Source organism: Enterobacter cloacae complex sp. P18RS (assembly GCF_014982105.1).
In the GTDB taxonomy this organism is placed as follows: Bacteria; Pseudomonadota; Gammaproteobacteria; order Enterobacterales; family Enterobacteriaceae; genus Enterobacter; species Enterobacter hormaechei_C.
Window position 1 is genome coordinate 197,676 of sequence record NZ_JADCKV010000016.1, and the last position, 19,644, is coordinate 217,319.

A 19,644-nucleotide genomic window follows, 5' to 3' on the forward strand; every position below is an offset into this window, starting at 1 on the left:
GCGGCCCGTTGGCGGCTACGCCTTACCGGGCCTACAGCGGCTTGAAACGTAGGTCGGGTAAGGCGAAGCCGCCACCCGACAAAATCAACGGCGCGATCTCACTACCTGATAGCGACGGGTGAAGTACTCAAACGGCGCGCTCCATACGTGCACCAGACGGGTGAACGGGAAGATAAGGAAGATCGTCATCCCCAGCACCAGATGCACGCGGAAGATCGGCGCGACGCCGCTCAGCATTTCTGACGAGCCTCCCTTAAACGTCACGATCCCCTGCGCCCAGCCGACCAGCTTCATCATCTCGCTTCCGTCAGGATACTGGGCGGAGAAAGGAATGGTCGACAGCCCAAGGATGCACTGAAGCAGCAGGATACTCATGATGATAATATCCGGCGTGGTGGACGTGGCACGCACCCGCTGGTTGAACAGGCGGCGGATCAGCAGCATCGACCCGCCAATCAGCGTCAGCACCCCGCAAATCCCCCCCGCAATCATGGCTAACTGCTGTTTAACCGCGACGGGTAAAAACCAGGCGTACATCCAGTGCGGGGTTAACATGCCGAACAAATGCCCGAAGAAGATCCCCAGAATGCCAATATGAAACAGGTTAGAGCCCCAGTTCATCCCGCGCTTGCTGAGCATCTGGCTCGACGAGGCGCGCCAGGTGTACTGCCCGTAGTCGTAGCGCAACCAGCTGCCAAGGAAAAACACGGTGGCGCAGATGTACGGATAAATGTCATAAAAAAACACGTTCAGGTAATGTGTCATTTTGGGCCTCCGGCGCTGACGTCCACGTACTGCGGCGCGACGTCCTGGCTAAAGCGTCGTTGATATTGCTGCATCGGCGAGCTGTCGCACGATGTGGCGTTGTCTTCGATAAACTTCACCTGTTCCTCTTCCCACACGGCGTCCAGCGCCTGACGGGTATCATCCCGTTTTTCACCAGACACCTGCTTCGCCACGCTGTCGCTGGAAAGCCGCGTTCCGGCCATCGTCAGCAGGGCGTCAAACAGCTGGTAATGCGCCACCTCGCGCTGTTTCAGCCGGCCGCCAATCAGCGCCAGAATCGGCGCGACGTTTTGCAGCCCTTCACGCACCTCGTCATCGCTGACGATACTGAGATATTCCAGATAGAGCGGCAGATAGTCCGGCAGCTCGCGGCAGTCCAGCTGGAGCCCGGCTTTCTCATACTGGCTCATCAGGTCGACCATCGCCTGACCGCGATCGCGGGACTCGGCATGAACGTGTTCGAACAGCAGTAGCGAGGTTGCGCGCCCCCGTTCAAACACTTCGCACCATTCGGCCTGCTTATCCAGCAGCGGGGCGCTCAGGTGCTGCTGCGCAAACGGCAGCAGCATGGGCGCGTCCTGTTCCACCAGGGAAAGCGCTTCGTCACGGTTTTCCCACAGCAGCTCATCGGGATACTCAATGAGTAGCGCGATGATTTTGAGGATTTGCATTATTCTCCCTCCCCGTGTTCACGCACCTCGGTGATGTTGATCGCGTCAATGCGGCTGCTGTTGAAGAGGTTGAATTTGGTGTCGGAACCGTGGCAGCCGTCGCCAAAGGTGAAGCCGCAGCCGTTTTTCTCCGGGAAGGCGTCGCGCGCCATTTCGCGGTGGCTGGTCGGGATCACGAAGCGGTCTTCGTAGTTGGCAATCGCCAGGTAGCGATACATCTCTTCTACTTGTTCTTCCGTCAGGCCGACCTCTTCGATGGCGCGGGTGTCGGTCACGCCTTCCACGGTCTGGGAACGCTTGTAGTGGCGCATCGCCATCATGCGCTTCAGGGCGCGCAGCACCGGACCGGTATCGCCCGCGCTGAGCATGTTTGCCAGGTACTGCACCGGAATGCGCAGGCTTTCGACCGCAGGCAGCACGCCGTCGCTCTGCGGCAGACCACCCGCGTCGGCGTAGGACTGAATCGGTGACAGTGGCGGCACATACCAGACCATTGGCAGGGTGCGGTATTCCGGATGCAGCGGCAGGGCAAGCTTCCAGTCCATCGCCATTTTGTAAACCGGGGAACGCTGTGCCGCGTCGATGACGTTCTGCGGAATACCCTGTTTCAGCGCTTCCTCAATCACCGCCGGATCGTTCGGGTTAAGGAACACGTCGCACTGGCGCTCGTACAGATCGGTTTCATGCTCGGTGCTGGCCGCCTCTTCAATGCGGTCCGCGTCATACAGCAGCACGCCAAGGTAGCGGATGCGCCCGACGCAGGTTTCCGAGCAGACGGTCGGCTGGCCGGACTCAATGCGCGGGTAGCAGAAGATGCACTTCTCTGACTTGCCGCTCTTCCAGTTGAAGTAGATTTTCTTGTACGGGCAGCCGCTGATGCACAGACGCCAGCCGCGGCATTTGTCCTGGTCAATCAGCACAATGCCGTCCTCTTCACGCTTGTAAATCGCACCGCTCGGGCAGGTGGCAACGCAACTGGGGTTCAGACAGTGCTCGCACAGGCGCGGCAGGTACATCATGAAGGTGTTTTCAAACTGGCCGTACATCTCCTTCTGGATCTTCTGGAAATTGCGGTCGCGGGCGCGTTTTTCGAACTCGCCGCCCAGCAGCTCTTCCCAGTTGGGCCCCCATTCGATTTTATCCATTCGCTTGCCGTCAATCAGCGAGCGCGGGCGGGCGGTAGGGAGGTGATCGCCCTCTGGCGCGCGGTGCAGATCCTGGTAATCGAAGGTGAAGGGTTCATAGTAATCGTCAATCTGCGGCAGGACGGGGTTAGCGAAAATCTTCGACAGCACGCCCATTTTTCCGCCGAGGCGCGGGGTCAGCTTGCCGTGAATACCGCGGATCCAGCCGCCTTGCCACTCATCCTGATCTTCCCAGTTTTTCGGATAGCCGATACCCGGTTTGGTTTCGACGTTATTGAACCACGCGTACTCCATCCCTTCGCGCCCGGTCCAGACGTTCTTACAGGTGACCGAGCAGGTATGGCAGCCAATGCATTTATCGAGATTCAGAACCATGCCAACCTGTGAGCGTATTTTCATTTTTTCGCCTCCTGTACCTGATCCCGACCTTCGCCGTCCAGCCAGTTAATGTTTTTCATTTTACGGATCATGATGAACTCGTCGCGGTTCGAGCCGACGGTGCCGTAATAGTTGAAGCTGTACGCCAGCTGCGCGTAGCCGCCGATCATGTGGGTCGGTTTCGGGCAGACGCGGGTGACCGAGTTGTGGATCCCGCCGCGCCGTCCGGTTACTTCTGACCCCGGAATGTTCAGGATGCGCTCCTGAGCGTGGTACATCATGGTCATGCCCGGCGGCACGCGCTGGCTGACCACCGCGCGGGCGGTGAGGGCGCCGTTGGCGTTAAAAGCTTCGATCCAGTCGTTGTCCACTATGCCCAGCTCGCGCGCGTCGGTTTCGCTGATCCAGACGATTGGCCCACCGCGCGACAGGGTTTGCATCAGCAGGTTTTCGCTGTAGGTGGAGTGAATGCCCCATTTCTGGTGCGGCGTCAGGAAGTTAAGCGCTTTTTCCGGGAATCCGTTCGGCGGGATTTCGCGCATATGGGTAACGCTGCGGGTGTCAATCGGTGGACGATAGGCCACCAGACTCTCCCCGAAGGCGCGCATCCAGGCATGATCCTGATACAGCTGCTGGCGGCCCGAAATCGTGCGCCACGGGATCAGCTCGTGAACGTTGGTATAGCCTGCGTTATAGGAGACGTGCTCGCTCTCAAGGCCGGACCACGTCGGGCTGGAGATGATTTTGCGCGGCTGCGCCTGAATATCGCGGAAGCGGATTTTCTCATCTTCTTTGTTCAGCGCCAGATGAGTGTGATCGCGTCCGGTCAGTTCGCCGAGGGCTTCCCAGGCTTTGACCGCGACCTGACCGTTAGTTTCCGGCGCAAGGGCGAGGATCACCTCTGAAGCGTCAATGGCGGTCTCGATGCGCGGGCGACCTTTCGCCGGGCCGTCGAGCTTGACGTAGTTGAGCTTGCCGAGGAAATCGACCTCGTTCTGGGTGTTCCACGATATGCCTTTTCCGCCGTTACCGAGCTTGTCCAGCAGCGGCCCAAGGGCCGTAAAGCGCTCGTAGGTTTCCGGGTAGTTACGCTCGACCACGGCGATGTTCGGTGCCGTTTTGCCGGGGATCAGATCGCACTCGCCTTTGCGCCAGTCCAGAATATCAAAAGGCTGCGACAGCTCCCCCGGGGAGTCATGCTGAAGCGGCTGTAGCACCACGTCAGTTTCGGTGCCGAGATGTCCGACGCACACCTCAGAGAAGACTTTGGCGATGCCCTTGTAAATCTCCCAGTCGCTGCGGGACTCCCACGCCGGGTCAACGGCTGCGGAAAGCGGGTGAATAAACGGATGCATGTCCGAGGTATTCATATCGTCTTTTTCATACCAGGTGGCGGTGGGCAGGACGATATCCGAGAACAGGCAGGTGCTGGACATACGGAAATCGAGCGTCACCAGCAGATCCAGCTTGCCCTCGATGGCGGCGGTTTGCCACTCCACCTCTTCAGGCTTCACGTCGTCCGTTGAGCCTAAATCCTCACCCTGAATACCGCTCTCGGTGCCAAGCAGGTATTTCAGCATGTATTCATGGCCTTTCCCGGACGAGCCAAGCAGGTTAGAACGCCAGACAAACAGGTTGCGCGGGTGGTTCTTACCGTTATCCGGCTGTTCGCAGGCGAAGCGGATATCGCCCGATTTTAACGCCTGAACGGTGTAGTCCTGCGGCGACATGCCGGCGGCGTCCGCCCGGGCCTTAACGTGCAGCGGGTTGAGATTAAGCTGTGGAGCCGACGGCAGCCAGCCCATGCGCTCGGCGCGGACATTGAAATCAATCAGGTGACCGGTAAACTTCGATGCGTCTGCAAGGGGAGAAAGCAGTTCCTGTGCGGTGAGCTTCTCATAGCGCCACTGGCTGGCGTGGTTGTAGAAGTACGATGTGCTGTTCATCTGGCGCGGCGGACGGTTCCAGTCCAGCGCGAAGGCCAGCGGCAGCCAGCCGGTTTGCGGGCGCAGCTTTTCCTGGCCGACATAGTGCGACCAGCCGCCGCCGCTCTGCCCGACGCAGCCGCAGAAGACCAGCATGTTGATCATCCCGCGGTAGTTCATGTCCATGTGGTACCAGTGGTTCACACCGGCCCCGAGGATGATCATCGAACGACCGTGAGTTTTCTGCGCCGTGTCGGCAAATTCACGGGCGATTTTTTCTATCAGATAAGCGGGGACGCCGGTAATTTGTTCGCCCCAGGCCGGGGTGTAGGCTTTTATCTCGGCGTAGTTTGTCGCCGCGTTACTGTCTTCCAGACCGCGATCGAGGCCGTAGTTTGCCAGCACCAGATCGTACACGCTAACCACGCGTCTCTGGCTGCCGTCGGCCAGCGTCAGGGTTTTACTCGGTACGCGGCGCGTCAGCACCGGCTCCTGCTTCACGCTGCGGAAATGCGGATTCTCGTTGCCCCCGAAGTAAGGGAAGGCCACGTCTGCCACGCTGTCGTGGGTGATGAGCAGGGAAAGCGTCAGCTCGGTTTCCTGTCCCGCAGCCAGCGACTCCAGGTTCCATTTGCCTTTTTCACCCCAGCGGAAGCCGATGGAACCATTCGGCGCCACCAGATTTCCGGCCACGTCAAAGGCGATGGTTTTCCACTCCGGATTATTGGTTTCACCCAGCCCGTCGGCCAGATCCGACGCGCGCAGCATGCGGCCCGGCACCACGCGACCGTCAGCCTGTTCATCCAGCAGGACCAGCATCGGCATGTCGGTGTAGCGGCGGCAATAGTTGAGGAAGTACTCGCTCGGGTTATCGAGGTGGAACTCTTTAAGGATCACATGGCCCATCGCCATGGCAAGGGCGCTGTCGGTACCCTGTTTGGGGGCCAGCCACTGGTCGCTGAGCTTCGCCACCTCCGAGAAGTCCGGCGTAATGGCGACGGTCTTGGTGCCCTTGTAACGCACTTCGGTAAAGAAGTGGGCGTCCGGGGTGCGCGTCTGCGGCACGTTCGAGCCCCAGGCAATGATATAGCTGGAGTTGTACCAGTCCGCCGATTCCGGCACGTCGGTCTGTTCGCCCCAGGTCATCGGCGACGCCGGAGGCAGATCGCAATACCAGTCATAGAAGCTCAGGCAGGTGCCGCCGAGCAGGGAGAGATAGCGCGTACCGGCGGCATAAGAGACCATCGACATGGCCGGGATGGGGGAAAAACCGGCTACCCGATCCGGGCCGTAGTTTTTGATGGTCCAGACGTTGGCGGCAGCAATCAGCTGGTTAAGCTCTTTCCAGTTTGAGCGGATAAAACCGCCTTTTCCGCGCGCTTTCCTGTAGCTCTGCGCTTTCTGCGGATCGTTTTGAATGGCATCCCAGGCCAGCACCGGATCGGTATGCTGCGCCAGCGCCTCGCGCCAGAGTTCGATCAGCCTGCGGCGTACCAGCGGGTACTTGAGACGGTTGGCGCTGTAGAGATACCAGGAGTAGCTTGCGCCACGCGGGCAGCCGCGCGGTTCGTGGTTAGGCAGGTCAGGGCGGGTGCGCGGATAGTCGGTCTGCTGGGTTTCCCAGGTCACCAGGCCATTTTTGACATAAATCTTCCAGCTACAGGAGCCGGTGCAGTTAACGCCGTGGGTGGATCGCACAATTTTATCGAACTGCCAGCGCTGACGGTAGCTGTCCTCCCAGTCGCGGTTGGTGTGGTACACCTGCCCGTGCCCATCGGCGAAACTGTCGCCTTTTGTTTTGAAGTAACGGAAGCGGTCCAACAGTTTGCTCATGACATTTCTCCTGCTTCGATAGCATGGCCGGAGGGTGAGACATCACGCTCCGGCGAAGAGGTAGTTATTATTTTTGTGAGGATTTGCGGCCGTACACCAGCCAGGTGACGAGCACGCAGACGATGTAAAACACGAGGAAGACTTTCATGGCGCCCACCGGGGTACCGGTCATCGCCAGGGATGTGCCAAAGGCTTTGGGAATAAAGAACCCGCCTACCGCACCGATGGCAGAGATAAAGCCCAGCGCGGCAGCCGTTTCGGTCACCGCTTCATGCTGTGCCTGTTCGTCGCTCCCGCCCTGTTTTTTCACGCGGTCGAGGGTGATTTGGCGAAAGATAATCGCGATCATCTGGAAGGTCGAGCCGCTGCCCAGGCCTGCGGTGAGGAACAGGCCCATAAAGACCAGATAGAAGGCGATAAAACTGCCTGAACCAGACCCGGGGAGCGTCAGGAAAATCAGGGCGCTAAAGATGGCCATAAAAACGAAGTTGATCAGCGTCACCCGTACGCCGCCCAGCCTGTCTGAAATCATCCCGCCAGCCGAACGCGCCAGGGCGCCGATCAGCGGGCCAAAGAAGGCGAGGTGGAGGATATTTACGTCCGGAAACTGGGTTTTCGACAGCATAGCAAAGCCTGCCGAGAAACCGATAAACGAGCCGAAGGTTGCCAGATAAAGCAGGCTCAGCAGCCAGAGGTGAAAGCGCTTAAGCACCGGAAGCTGGCTGGCAATGGACGCTTTCGAGCTGGCGATGTCGTTCATGCCAAAAAACGCCGCAAGGGTAGCAAGAATCAGCAGCGGGGCCCAGATCCACGCCGCGTTCGCCAGCCACATCGTCGAGCCATCCTCCTGGGGGACGCCGTGAACGCCGAGGAAGGTAAACATCGGCAGAAAAATCACCAGCGGCGCAACCAGCTGCATCACGCTCACGCCCAGGTTACCCAGCCCGCCGTTAATGCCCAGCGCGCTGCCCTGTCTGGCTTTCGGGAAGAAGAAACTGATATTTCCCATGCTGGAAGCGAAGTTGGCCCCGGCAAAACCGCACAGCAGTGCGATGATGATAAAGATCCAGTAAGGCGTAGCGGTATTCTGGATGGCGATCCCAAGCCAGACACAGGGTACGACCAGGATAACGGTACTTAACACGGTCCAGTAACGTCCGCCAAATATCGGCACCATAAAAGAGTAGGGGACACGCAATATCGCGCCGGAAAGAGAAGGTAATGCCGTTAGCATAAAAAGCTGATCGGTGCTGAAATTAAATCCGACCTTATTAAGATTTACCGCAATAGCGCTAAACAACATCCATACACAAAACGCGAGAAGCAAACACGCCACGGAAATCCACAGGTTTCTACGTGCGATATGTTTCCCTTTATTCTCCCAAAATTGCGCGTTTTCCGGTTTCCAGTTACTCAACAGATGCTGATTACTCTTCTCGCTTTGATGTGACATATCACCCTCTTGCTTACCCAAATGGAGAGAAAAAAGAAGTGAAAACAGAAAGATACCTTTCGGCAGTTTGTAGAATTTTTTGGATGTTATGGGATACATCTGAAAGGATAGATAAAAAAGCGAATCCCTGAGTTTGGAATGGGAATCAGGGTTCGCTTTATGTGTTACTAATTGTAACTATTTGCGGAAATTAATACCCCGATGGGAGTATTAAAACAATTCGAGGGAAATAAGCTTATCCAGATGCTTATTAAATGCCGCGTCGTCCATTTCAGGCATATTTAATACGTATATGCCATCCAGGCCACATACCAGACCAATTAAACGCCAGGCGATATTTTCCGGCTGGTCTGCAAGCGTAAAGGCGTTGGCCTCCGCCCCGGCGCGGATAATCGCGACCGTTTCCTGGTGCCACATCTCCATGGTCAAAACGTAGGCGCCTTTGATATCGCTATCCCGGCTGGCGAGAATTTGCGCCTCCCGCCACAGTCGAATGTAGGGCTCAAACCCGCCGTCATCGCTGCCGAGCATGGCATGCAGGCGCTCACGCCAGCCGGCGTTTTCGCCAACGATTTCAGCATCCAGCAAATCGCGGATCAGCCGGACAAACGCCAGCGACTTAAGCTCGCCCGCCGACGCAAAGTGGTGATGCACCTGCCCGGTGGCGACGCCCGCTTCGGTGGCGATGCGGCGCACGGTCATCGCAGCGAATCCTTCGGTCAGCGCCACGCGCATCGCGGCCTGGAGGATCTCTTCCCGCCGCTCGTCCTTGCTCAGATAACGCATAATTTCTCACTCTCAATGGCAACGAAACGAGTGTAACAAAGAGCTGGACAAGTGTTCAACTTTACGTAGGATCGCATTCTGGACATGTGTCCAGTTTTTAACTGAAAAGGAAATTTATGTTTCGTCAGTGGTTAGCGTTAGTGATTATCGTGCTGGTGTATATCCCGGTGGCGATTGACGCGACGGTGCTGCACGTGGCGGCGCCAACATTGAGCATGACGCTGGGTGCCAGCGGCAACGAATTGCTGTGGATTATTGATATTTACTCGCTGGTGATGGCGGGAATGGTGCTGCCGATGGGCGCGCTGGGCGATCGCATAGGTTTTAAGCGCCTGCTGATGATCGGCAGCGTGCTGTTTGGCCTGTCATCGTTAGCGGCGGCTTTTGCGCCGTCCGCGGGCTGGCTGATTGCCGCCCGCGCGTCGCTGGCGATTGGCGCGGCGATGATCATTCCGGCTACGCTTGCAGGGATCCGCACCCTGTTTATTGACGTGCGGCACCGTAATATCGCCCTCGGCGTCTGGGCTGCCGTTGGGTCGGGCGGCGCGGCGTTTGGCCCGCTGATTGGCGGCATGCTGCTGGAGCACTTTTACTGGGGGTCGGTGTTCCTGATTAACGTGCCGATCGTGCTGATCGTGGTTTCGCTTGCTGCGCGCCTGGTGCCTGCTCAGCAGGGGCGGCCCGAACAGCCGCTCAATATCAGCCATGCCATTATGCTGATTGTGGCGATTTTACTGCTGGTCTATAGCGCCAAAACCGCCCTGAAAGGGGTGCTGTCGCCGTGGATGGTGGCCTGTACGCTGCTTACCGGAGCGGTAATGCTGTTTATCTTCGTCCGTATCCAGCTACGCGCGCGCGTGCCGATGATCGACATGCGCCTGTTTTGCCATCGCATTATTTTAAGCGGCGTGGTCATGGCGATGACCGCCATGATTGCGCTGGTGGGCTTTGAACTGCTGATGGCGCAGGAGTTGCAGTTCGTGCATGGTTTTACGCCGTTTGAAGCAGGGATATTTATGCTGCCGGTGATGGTGGCGAGCGGATTTAGCGGGCCGATCGCGGGTGTGCTGGTCGGGCGTCTGGGGCTGCGCATTGTCGCGGCCGGAGGCATGGGGCTTAGCGCGGTCAGTTTTATCGGCCTGTCGACGCTCGATTTCAGCACCCAACAGTGGCAGGCGTGGAGCCTGATGGTGCTGCTGGGCTTCAGTGCCGCCAGCGCACTGCTGGCATCGACGTCAGCGATCATGGCTGCCGCGCCGAAAGAGAAAGCGGCCGCCGCAGGCGCGATCGAAACCATGTCCTACGAGCTGGGTGCTGGTCTGGGGATCGCCATTTTCGGTCTGCTGTTAACCCGCAGCTTTTCGGCGTCTATTGTACTGCCGCAGGGGCTGAGCGCGTCGCTGACCGATAAAGCCTCGTCGTCCATCGGTGAAGCGATGAAGGTGGCGCAGGAGCTGACGCCGTCGCTGGCCGAGCCGGTGATGACGGCGGCGAAAACCGCGTTCATCACCTCGCACAGCGTGGCCCTGGGCAGTGCGGGAGGCATGCTGCTGATTCTGGCGGTCGGGATCTGGTTTAGTCTGGCGAAGGTCGGAGGGCAGCAGTAATAAAAAAGGCCAGCCGCGAGGGCTGGCCTTTTGAACTAACAGATCTTAGAACTGGTAGGTCAGACCTACAGCTACGATGTTGTCGGTAGCCACTTTGGCATCTTTGGTGAACTGGCTGTCATCCACGAGGTTGATTTTGTAATCAACATAGGTGGACATGTTTTTGTTGAAGTAGTAGCTCGCGCCAACGTCAACGTATTCAACCAGGTCCTGGTCGCCATAAGAACCGATGTCTTTACCTTTGGATTTCAGGTAAGCGATGGACGGACGCAGACCGAAGTCGAACTGGTACTGAGCCACAACTTCGAAGTTCTGCGCTTTGTTGGCAACGTGACCGTTACCGAACGCCGTCATGTTGCGGGTTTCAGAGTAGGTGGTTGCCAGGTAGATGTTGTTCGCATCGTACTTCAGGCCAGCAGCCCAGACTTCTGCGTTTTCGCCACCGGCGTTCAGGTTGCTTGCAGCACGAACCTGACGGTCGGTACGGTCAGATTTCGCGTAGGTCGCACCCACACCGAAGCCGTCGAATTCATAGGTAGAAGAGAGACCCCAGCCGTCACCGTTGGATTCGGTGATATCGTCACGGTCGTTTTTACCCTGGTACTGAGCAGCCACGTTCAGGCCGTCAACCAGACCAAAGAAGTCGGTGTTACGGTAGGTTGCAACGCCAGTGGTACGGCCGGTCATGAAGCCGTCAGTCTGCGTCCAGGTATCGCCACCGAACTCTGGCAGAACGTCAGTCCACGCGCCGATGTCATAAGCCACACCGTAGTTACGACCGTAGTCGAAGGAACCGAATTCATCGAATTTCAGACCAGCGTACGCCAGACGGGTTTTGTTGCCGTCGGAACCTTGAGCTTCAGAGCGATTGCCCTTGAACTCATATTCCCACTGGCCGTATCCGGTCAGCTGATCGTTGATCTGAGTTTCACCTTTGAAGCCCAGACGAACATACGTTTTGTCGCCGTCGCTACCAGCATCATCAGAAAAATAGTGCAGACCAGTAACTTTGCCGTACAGATCCAGTTTGTTACCGTCTTTGTTAAAAACTTCAGCCGCGTTAACAACGCCAGCTGCCAACATGGAAGTCACTGCCACTGCAACTAATTTAAGTTTCATCTTAAATAATCCTTATAATTTTATTTAGGTATTTCCTAAGCCACCTGAGCGATTTTTAAACGAGGCTTATCGTCAATGGCAGACTATTTTTAAAATTCCGTAGACTGCTTTCAATAATAAGTTTCAAAATATTAAAGATAATTTCAATTAGTGTGATCCTGATCGGATAAATTGCCCTTAAATCGGCCAGTCAGGTTAATATATAGACATAAAGTGATTATTAACCAATCAAGATAATATGGCTGTGAATAGTTGTCGGACGTTTTAGTTTTTTGGTGGGATTAAAAGGGTTTGGCAGGGAATGTCAAAGCATGTGGCAGGATAACCTTTTTTAAAACAGTTGATTATAAATTTCTCGGGAAACCAGAACCTGTTTTTAAAGAGAAATATTCAGAAATAAACTATTGCACTTTGTGCTATATAGCGCGGGAATATTGGCGCTGAATTAATTACCTGCGTTGTCAGTTTATGTCAATTTCCACAACAACGCTGGCTTTCTGACAGCACTCTATACAGAAATTTAATTACTCTCTAATGTTACGAATTATATTCGAGGGTGTGATCACATATTAAAATATTGTTAATATTTTGCCGGGCATATTCGGTACCCGGCAAAAATAAAAATGCTATTTGCGGGTGGCATACCAGCACAGTAACGATCCGGCGCACACCATCAATGCCCCTTGCCAGAATGAGAGTGAAAGCGGAGAACTCAGCAGAATAGCCGCCAGTGCGGCGGAAAGAACTGGCGTGAAATATGAGACAGCCGCAAGCACCGTGACGTTACCGTGAAGAATACCGATATTCCAGGCGGCGTAGCCAAAGCCAAGCGCAACCCCACACATCAATAGCTTCACCACAACCGGGACGCTGAACACCATTTCGGGCTGATCGCTGACGGCATATTTGACCCACAGGCTCAGGGCGGTCAGCAGGACGAAAAGGGTAATGCCATTTTGCCCTTTGGCATACTTGCTGGTGACGGTGCAGTAGGCGGCCCAGATAAAAGCGCCAGCAAACGCCAGCCCATAACTTAGCGGACTGGAAACGACGTTCTGCATGATGTCATTCAGTTGCAGACCGTTTTCGCCATCTAAAACCCAGCACACACCCAACAGCGAGATGAGAAGCCCAGGGATCACCCACAGGGTGGTTTTTTGCCCGTTGAACAAAATCGCGAACGCAATCGTCAGGCTTGGCCACAGATAATTGACCATACCGACTTCAATCGCCTGTGAGCGCGTCGCGGCATACCCCAGCGACAGGGCCAGGCACATCTCATAGCTGACAAACAGGATGCTGCCCGCAATGAGATAGCGCGTGGAAAAACGCCGAAGATCGGGAAAACCCACCGTCACCAGACACAACAGCCCGCTGACGGTGTAAATCATCGCCGCGCCGCCCACCGGGCCCAGTCCTTCACTGACGCTGCGGATGAGACCCACCATGGTGCTCCACAACAATATGGCCGCCAGGCCTGTCAGCGTTGCTCTTTTTCTGTCCATTACCCTGCCAGTCTTCTAAAAATCAAAGGGAAAACTTATAGCATCTATTTGCTACACCTGGCGAATTTTCAAAGAGCCTGTTAACCCGAAAGGATTAGCAAATCGTACCGGCAGTGACTATTAAGGGGGCGAAGTCTGACGACCTTGATTTGACGCAAAAAAAACAGGGGCTTTGCTGTTAGTTTGCGGCGCGAAGTCTTATCAGATAACGAGGACAGCAATGGACGTCAGCCGCAGACAATTTTTTAAAATCTGCGCGGGCGGTATGGCCGGAACAACAGCCGCAATGCTGGGATTCGCTCCCAAAATGGCGCTGGCTCAGGCACGCAACTATAAACTGCTGCGCGCGAAAGAGATCCGTAACACCTGCACATACTGCTCCGTGGGTTGTGGGCTATTAATGTATAGCCTGGGTGATGGCGCAAAGAACGCCAAAGAAGCGATTTATCATATTGAAGGGGACCCGGACCATCCGGTGAGCCGCGGGGCGCTTTGCCCGAAAGGGGCGGGGCTGCTGGACTACGTCCACAGTGAAAACCGTCTGCGCTACCCGGAATATCGTGCGCCGGGCTCTGACAAATGGCAGCGTATCTCCTGGGACGAAGCCTTCTCCCGAATTGCAAAACTGATGAAAGCGGATCGCGACGCCAACTTTATTGAGAAGAACGAGCAGGGCATCACGGTAAACCGCTGGACCTCCACCGGGATGCTGTGTGCCTCTGCGGCAAGTAATGAGACCGGCATGCTGACGCAAAAATTTGTGCGCTCCCTCGGCATGCTGGCGGTTGATAACCAGGCGCGCGTCTGACACGGACCAACGGTAGCAAGTCTTGCTCCAACATTTGGTCGCGGTGCGATGACCAACCACTGGGTTGATATCAAAAACGCTAACGTCGTGGTGGTAATGGGCGGTAACGCCGCTGAAGCCCATCCGGTGGGATTCCGCTGGGCGATGGAAGCAAAAAACAACAACGATGCGACGCTGATCGTCGTCGATCCGCGCTTTACGCGTACGGCATCGGTGGCTGATATCTATGCGCCGATCCGCTCCGGTACGGATATTACGTTCCTTTCCGGCGTGCTGTTGTACCTGATCGAAAATAACAAAATTAACGTGGAATACGTTAAGCATTACACCAATGCCGGCCTGCTGGTACGGGAAGATTTCGCCTTCGAAGATGGCCTCTTCAGCGGCTATGACGCCGGGAAACGTCAGTACGATAAATCGTCCTGGAACTATCAGTTCGACGAAAACGGCTACGCGAAACGCGATGAGACCCTGAGCGATCCGCGCTGCGTGTGGAACTTGCTGAAACAGCACGTTTCCCGCTATACGCCGGACGTGGTGGAAAACATCTGCGGTACGCCGAAAGCGGACTTCCTGAAAGTATGTGAAGTGCTGGCTTCCACCAGTGCCGCCGACAGAACCACTACATTCCTGTACGCGCTGGGCTGGACGCAGCATACCGTGGGCGCGCAGAACATCCGTACCATGGCGATGATCCAGCTGCTGCTCGGCAACATGGGGATGGCCGGTGGCGGCGTGAACGCCCTGCGCGGGCACTCTAACATTCAGGGCTTAACCGACCTCGGCCTGCTGTCGACCAGCCTGCCGGGTTACCTGACCCTGCCGTCCGAGAAGCAGACCGACTGGCAAAGCTGGCTTGACGCCAACACGCCAAAAGCGACGCGTCCGGACCAGGTGAACTACTGGAGTAACTATCCGAAGTTTGCCGTCAGTCTGATGAAATCGTTCTACGGCGACGCGGCGCAGAAAGAGAATGACTGGGGCTTTGAGTGGTTGCCGAAATGGGACCAGGCTTACGATGTCATCAAGTATTTCAACATGATGGATAAGGGCGACGTCACGGGGTATATCTGCCAGGGCTTTAACCCGGTAGCGTCATTCCCGGATAAAAACAAAGTCGTTCGCAGCCTGAGCAAGCTGAAGTACATGGTGGTTATCGATCCGCTGGTCACCGAAACGTCTACGTTCTGGCAGAACCACGGTGAATCAAACGATGTCGATCCGGCAGCGATTCAGACCGAGGTGTTCCGCCTGCCGTCGACCTGCTTTGCGGAAGAGGACGGTTCAATTGCCAACTCTGGCCGCTGGCTACAGTGGCACTGGAAAGGTCAGGATGCGCCCGGCGAAGCGCGTAATGACGGCGAAATTCTGGCCGGGATTTACCATCGCCTGCGCGAGATGTACCGCGCCGAAGGCGGCAAAGGCGCTGAGCCGCTGCTGAAGATGAGCTGGAACTACAAGCAGCCGGATCATCCTGAGTCCGAAGAGGTGGCAAAAGAGAACAACGGCGTGGCGCTGGCCGACCTGTACGATGCCAACGGCAATCTGGTGGCGAAGAAAGGACAGCTGCTCAATAGCTTCGCGCTGTTGCGTGACGACGGTACCACGGCCTCTTCCTGCTGGATCTACACCGGCAGCTGGACGGAGCAGGGTAACCAGATGGCCAATCGCGATAACGCCGATCCGTCAGGCCTGGGCAATACCCTGGGCTGGGCATGGGCGTGGCCGTTAAACCGCCGCGTACTGTACAACCGTGCCTCCGCAGACGTGAACGGTAAGCCGTGGGATCCGAAACGCATGCTGATCGAGTGGAACGGCACGAAGTGGACGGGGAACGATATCCCGGACTTCAACACCGCCGCGCCGGGCAGCAACACCGGGCCGTTTATCATGCAGCCGGAAGGGCTGGGACGTCTGTTTGCTATCGACAAACTGGCGGAAGGGCCGTTCCCGGAACACTACGAGCCGATGGAAACGCCGCTCGGCACTAACCCGCTGCACCCGAATGTGGTCTCCAGTCCGGTGGTACGCATCTACGAAGACGACGTGCTGCGTTTAGGTAAAAAGGACAAGTTCCCGTATGTCGGCACCACCTACCGCCTGACCGAGCATTTCCATACCTGGACCAAGCACGCGCGGCTTAACGCCATCGCGCAGCCGGAACAGTTTGTGGAGATAAGCGAAACCCTGGCGAAGGCGAAAGGCATTGCCAACGGCGATCGCGTGAAGGTCAGCAGCAAGCGCGGCTTTATTCGCGCGGTGGCGGTGGTCACCCGTCGTCTGCAAACGCTGAACGTGCATGGCCAGCAGGTGGAAACCGTCGGTATACCGCTGCACTGGGGCTTTGAAGGTGTAGCGCAGAAAGGCTACATCGCCAATACCCTGACGCCAAACGTCGGCGATTCAAACTCGCAAACGCCGGAGTATAAAGCGTTTCTGGTCAACATCGAGAAAGCGTAAGGAGCGATTAAATGGCGATGGAAACACAAGACATTATTAAACGCTCCGCGACCAACCCGATAACGCCCGCGCCTCGTGCGCGGGATTACAAGGCAGAAGTCGCCAAGCTGATCGATGTCTCCTCCTGCGTGGGCTGTAAGGCCTGCCAGGTGGCCTGCTCGGAGTGGAACGATATTCGCGACGAGGTGGGGCACTGCGTTGGGGTCTATGACAATCCTGCTGATCTGAGCGCCAAGTCCTGGACGGTGATGCGCTTTAGCGAAACCGACCAGAATGGCAAGCTGGAGTGGCTGATCCGTAAAGACGGCTGTATGCACTGTGAAGATCCGGGCTGCCTGAAGGCATGCCCGTCTGCCGGGGCAATCATTCAGTACGCCAACGGGATCGTCGACTTCCAGCAGGATAACTGCATCGGCTGCGGTTACTGTATTGCAGGTTGTCCGTTTAATATCCCGCGCCTCAATAAAGAGGATAACCGGGTCTATAAATGCACGCTGTGCGTCGATCGCGTCAGCGTCGGCCAGGAGCCTGCCTGCGTGAAGACCTGTCCTACCGGGGCGATCCACTTCGGTACCAAAAAAGAGATGCTGGAAGTGGCGCAGCAGCGGGTGGATAAGCTCAAAGCGCGCGGCTATGACAAGGCCGGGATTTATAACCCGCAGGGCGTCGGCGGTACGCACGTCATGTATGTTCTGCACCACAATGACCAGCCGGAGCTGTATCACAATCTGCCGAAAGATCCGGCGATCGATACCTCGATCAATCTCTGGAAAGGGGCGCTTAAGCCGCTCTCAGCGGCGGGCTTTATCGCCACCTTTGCCGGGCTGATTTATCACTACATCGGTATCGGGCCGAATAAAGAGGTGGATGACGACGAGGAGGAGCATCATGAGTAAGTCGAAAATGATAGTGCGCACAAAATTTGTCGATCGCGCCTGTCACTGGACGGTGGTCATCTGCTTCTTCCTGGTGGCGGTATCCGGCATTTCGTTCTTTTTCCCGACGCTACAGTGGCTCACGGAAACCTTCGGGACACCGCAGATGGGGCGCATTCTGCATCCGTTCTTCGGCGTGCTGATTTTCGTGGTGCTGATGTTTATGTTCGTGCGTTTCGTTCATCACAACATCCCTGACAAGCAGGATATTCCCTGGATTAAAGGGATTGTTGAGGTTCTGAAAGGCAACGAGCATAAAGTCGCGAAGGTGGGCAAATACAACGCCGGGCAGAAGATGATGTTCTGGACCATCATGAGCATGATTTTCGTGCTGCTGGTGACCGGAGTGATTATCTGGCGTCCGTATTTTGCCCAATATTTCCCGATCCAGGTGGTGCGCTACGCACTGCTGATCCACGCGACCTCGGCCATTATTCTGATCCACGCCATCCTGATCCATATGTATATGGCCTTCTGGGTGAAAGGATCGATTAAAGGCATGATTGAAGGGAAGGTGAGCCGCCGCTGGGCGCAAAAACACCATCCGCGCTGGTATCGGGACATTGAGCGACTTGAAGCGCAAAAAGAGAGTTCGGAAGGGTTGAAGTAAACCTTGCGCCGTCGGCATTGTCCGGCGGCGCTGCACTTGCGCGGCTCTGAGCTACGTATTGGTAATTAACGCATCAATTCCTGCAAGAACACTACTTCTTGCACTGCGCAGATTACATACATAATTCTTATTATTAAGTTTCTTTGTCTCCACGTGTGTGATGTTGGCTGTATTAAGAAAATATGTCTGGGATTCAATGTTCACCAGTGGCGTTGCAGCGTTTGAATGTCCTCTTAAATGATTATGATAGCTTAACGGTACAATAAGTCTCGTTGATAAGTCGTCATAAAAATCGTGCTGAATAATCATAAAATAGGGCTGGTATTCACGCGTTCTGTCTGATGGGTTGCGATAAACGTCAAACTGAAAACACATCAAAGCCCTCCAAAATAAGGGTCATCCGATAATAGCCCTGCTTTGGCCGTTAATTCATTCATCGCTTTAATAAATCCCTGATCCTGTTGATGCTGTCGCTTGTGCTCTGCTGTTGTAGAGAGTGGGCGAGGCTTTTTCCCCGTAAAAGGCTTTGTTGTAACACATCTTTCTGTGCGGTTCGGTTTCATGTTTTCTCCTTTGTTGGTGCGGTCATTATCAACCGCAGCCAACAAAAAACAATACTGTTTCCCCTGGTAATCTACATTATGCGAGCCGTCTTCCAGTAATATCAAAATCGCTCTGCAATATAGCGGAAGGGATATTTTGTAGGCTTCACTTTGCCGATCTTGCGTTTCGGTAAATCCACCTTGTCTACGTGAATTTCTTTATAGGGGTTCTGGGAAAGCAGATGCGAAATAATATTCAGCCGCACCCGTTTTTTATCTTCTGAGCGCGCCACAAACCACGGCGCCCAGGCGGTGTCGGTCGCTTTAAACATCGCGTCGCGGGCGAGGGTATATTCATCCCACAGATTGAAAGATTTAATATCCATTGGAGACAGCTTCCAGATCTTGCGACCATCATTGATGCGATCGCGCAGGCGTCGCTCCTGCTCTTTTGGCGTTACTTCAAGCCAGTATTTCAACAAAATGATCCCGGCATCGACCATCGCTTTTTCCATTACCGGCGTTCCATCAAGAAATTTTTCGGCCTGCTCTTCGGTACAGAAACCCATGACTCTTTCCACGCCCGCGCGGTTGTACCAGCTGCGGTCAAAAATAACGATTTCCCCGGCAGAGGGCAGATGGGGAACGTAACGCTGAAAATAGAGCTGACTTTTCTCTTTATCGGTGGGGGCCGGTAACGCAACAACGCGAAACACCCGAGGGCTGACGCGTTCGGTGATGGCTTTGATAGCGCCGCCTTTACCGGCGCCGTCTCGCCCTTCAAAAACAATACAGACCTTTAACCCTTTGGCGACCACCCATTGCTGGAGCTTAACCAGTTCAACATGGAGGCGGCGAAGCTCTTGCTCGTACGCTTTGGTTTTGAGCGGCGCGTTTTTAACGACATCATCAACAACACGGGTTTTCTTCTTACTGACCATGGTGGGTCTCCCTTTGTATCCGGTCGCGGGATCGAGGCCGTACTAAGAGTGTAATCGGCCTGAATGAATGGATTAATGTGTCAGAAATCTGATTTGAACTGGTTCACCATACAAGTTTAATCAATAATGCACGCTGCATA

At 55.6% G+C, this 19,644-nt stretch carries 15 protein-coding genes; 4 read left to right on the forward strand and 11 right to left on the reverse strand.

All coding sequences use genetic code 11. The features are described from left to right. Positions 1 to 84 precede the first annotated feature (84 nt). The 6 genes from narI to INF61_RS13135 all read right to left on the reverse strand — a co-directional run bounded on the left by narI (position 85) and on the right by INF61_RS13135 (position 8,977). Positions 85 to 765, reverse strand: a complete 681-nt coding sequence (gene narI / locus INF61_RS13110) for a respiratory nitrate reductase subunit gamma (protein ID WP_015570467.1) — start codon at positions 763 to 765, stop codon at positions 85 to 87. Continuing rightward, positions 762 to 1,457 carry a nitrate reductase molybdenum cofactor assembly chaperone gene (gene narW / locus INF61_RS13115; protein ID WP_180263037.1) on the reverse strand — a complete coding sequence of 232 codons (696 nt, stop codon included), beginning with the start codon at positions 1,455 to 1,457 and terminating at the stop codon, positions 762 to 764. Before narW ends, narI begins: the two co-directional genes overlap by 4 nt. After that, positions 1,457 to 3,001: a nitrate reductase subunit beta gene (narH, locus tag INF61_RS13120; RefSeq protein WP_015570469.1), complete on the reverse strand. Its 1,545-nt coding sequence runs from the start codon at positions 2,999 to 3,001 to the stop codon at positions 1,457 to 1,459. The genes narW and narH overlap by 1 nt, the downstream gene beginning before the upstream one ends. Continuing rightward, on the reverse strand, positions 2,998 to 6,738 hold the full coding sequence (locus INF61_RS13125) for a nitrate reductase subunit alpha (protein ID WP_045329886.1): 3,741 nt from the start codon (positions 6,736 to 6,738) through the stop codon (positions 2,998 to 3,000). The genes narH and INF61_RS13125 overlap by 4 nt, the downstream gene beginning before the upstream one ends. A 67-nt stretch (positions 6,739 to 6,805) precedes the next feature. After that, entirely contained in the window at positions 6,806 to 8,191 is a 1,386-nt protein-coding gene (locus INF61_RS13130) for a NarK family nitrate/nitrite MFS transporter (RefSeq protein ID WP_193547813.1), read from the reverse strand. A 210-nt stretch (positions 8,192 to 8,401) separates the two neighbouring features. Further along, a complete protein-coding gene (locus INF61_RS13135; RefSeq protein WP_015570471.1) occupies positions 8,402 to 8,977 on the reverse strand; it encodes a TetR family transcriptional regulator in 576 nt (191 codons plus the stop codon). A gap of 116 nt (positions 8,978 to 9,093) precedes the next feature. On the opposite strand from INF61_RS13135, the gene INF61_RS13140 reads away from it, so the two are divergent. Beyond that, on the forward strand, positions 9,094 to 10,584 hold the full coding sequence (locus INF61_RS13140; protein WP_032648391.1) for an MFS transporter: 1,491 nt from the start codon (positions 9,094 to 9,096) through the stop codon (positions 10,582 to 10,584). A gap of 45 nt (positions 10,585 to 10,629) precedes the next feature. Here INF61_RS13140 and ompC read toward each other — a convergent pair whose 3' ends face one another. Both ompC and yddG read right to left on the reverse strand, forming a co-directional pair. Continuing rightward, positions 10,630 to 11,703, reverse strand: a complete 1,074-nt coding sequence (gene ompC, locus INF61_RS13145; protein WP_017382300.1) for a porin OmpC — start codon at positions 11,701 to 11,703, stop codon at positions 10,630 to 10,632. A gap of 626 nt (positions 11,704 to 12,329) precedes the next feature. Further along, a complete protein-coding gene (gene yddG / locus INF61_RS13150) occupies positions 12,330 to 13,208 on the reverse strand; it encodes an aromatic amino acid DMT transporter YddG (protein ID WP_193547814.1) in 879 nt (292 codons plus the stop codon). A 220-nt stretch (positions 13,209 to 13,428) separates the two neighbouring features. Here yddG and fdnG point away from each other — a divergent pair, with 220 nt between their 5' ends. From fdnG to fdnI, 3 genes are read left to right on the forward strand one after another with little or no spacing between them, the layout of a single operon-like run. Further along, positions 13,429 to 16,476, forward strand: coding sequence for a formate dehydrogenase-N subunit alpha (gene fdnG, locus INF61_RS13155; protein ID WP_100244796.1), 3,048 nt, complete (start codon positions 13,429 to 13,431; stop codon positions 16,474 to 16,476). A gap of 11 nt (positions 16,477 to 16,487) precedes the next feature. Next, positions 16,488 to 17,372 (forward strand): formate dehydrogenase subunit beta, encoded by an 885-nt coding sequence (gene fdxH, locus INF61_RS13160; RefSeq protein ID WP_003857048.1) that lies wholly within the window; start codon positions 16,488 to 16,490, stop codon positions 17,370 to 17,372. Continuing rightward, positions 17,365 to 18,021: a formate dehydrogenase-N subunit gamma gene (gene fdnI / locus INF61_RS13165; protein WP_150325874.1), complete on the forward strand. Its 657-nt coding sequence runs from the start codon at positions 17,365 to 17,367 to the stop codon at positions 18,019 to 18,021. The genes fdxH and fdnI overlap by 8 nt, the downstream gene beginning before the upstream one ends. A 51-nt stretch (positions 18,022 to 18,072) precedes the next feature. On the opposite strand, the gene INF61_RS13170 is transcribed toward fdnI, so the two are convergent. The 3 genes from INF61_RS13170 to ppk2 form a co-directional block, all read right to left on the reverse strand. Beyond that, positions 18,073 to 18,396 (reverse strand): CcdB family protein, encoded by a 324-nt coding sequence (locus tag INF61_RS13170; protein ID WP_071963960.1) that lies wholly within the window; start codon positions 18,394 to 18,396, stop codon positions 18,073 to 18,075. Further along, positions 18,396 to 18,584: a hypothetical protein gene (locus INF61_RS13175; RefSeq protein ID WP_017382306.1), complete on the reverse strand. Its 189-nt coding sequence runs from the start codon at positions 18,582 to 18,584 to the stop codon at positions 18,396 to 18,398. The genes INF61_RS13170 and INF61_RS13175 overlap by 1 nt, the downstream gene beginning before the upstream one ends. Before the next feature lie 101 nt (positions 18,585 to 18,685). Further along, complete coding sequence (gene ppk2, locus INF61_RS13180; protein ID WP_193547815.1) at positions 18,686 to 19,504, reverse strand: polyphosphate kinase 2; 819 nt, start codon at positions 19,502 to 19,504, stop codon at positions 18,686 to 18,688. Between the last annotated feature and the right edge of the window lie 140 nt (positions 19,505 to 19,644).